The sequence below is a fragment of the Brevibacterium sp. VCM10 genome (assembly GCF_000583215.1).
Classification (GTDB): Bacteria; Actinomycetota; Actinomycetes; order Actinomycetales; family Brevibacteriaceae; genus Brevibacterium; species Brevibacterium linens.
Genome location: NZ_JAJB01000125.1, coordinates 1 through 511, shown reverse-complemented (window position 1 = coordinate 511; position 511 = coordinate 1). Strand labels below are relative to the sequence as shown.

General features: G+C 67.5%; 1 protein-coding gene. It reads left to right on the top strand.

What is annotated here, in order from left to right; translation table 11 throughout:
• Positions 1–253: 253 nt before the first annotated feature.
• A partial coding sequence (locus AD89_RS19055) for a thiamine pyrophosphate-binding protein (RefSeq protein WP_035321546.1) occupies positions 254–511 on the top strand: 258 nt, incomplete at its 3' end.

Genomic DNA, 511 nt, shown 5'->3' with positions numbered 1-511 from the left:
GGCCGCCGTCGGGTAGTCCTGGACGGTGCGAACTGCGTGCCGGGCCGCCGCCCGACTTGGTGCCTCGGGCCACAGTCACCTATATTCGAAGGGTCAGGCTGAGCCGACCGCGGCAACCCCCGGAATTGGGTGCCCAGGGCGAGCGGCACATCAGCCGGTGCCCGAAAAAGGGGCACGAAGCCGCCGGGCCGAGTCAGCGTGTGAGACATATATGGATCCCTCATTTCCATATCTCATTCGCGAAAGGCCAGCCATGGCTCATACTTCCGCGCACGTCGCGCACACTCTCGCCGCCCACATCGACGAGGTCTTCGGCCTCATGGGCAATGGCAACGCCTACTTCCTCGACGCCCTGCTGCGTGGCACCTCGGCCACCTACACCGCCGTCCGCCACGAGGCCGGAGCCGTCGTCGCCGCCGACGCTCACTTCCGCACATCCGGGCGGATCGCCGCCGCCACCACGACCTATGGTGCCGGGTTCACGAATACGCTCACCGCCCTCGCCGAGGCG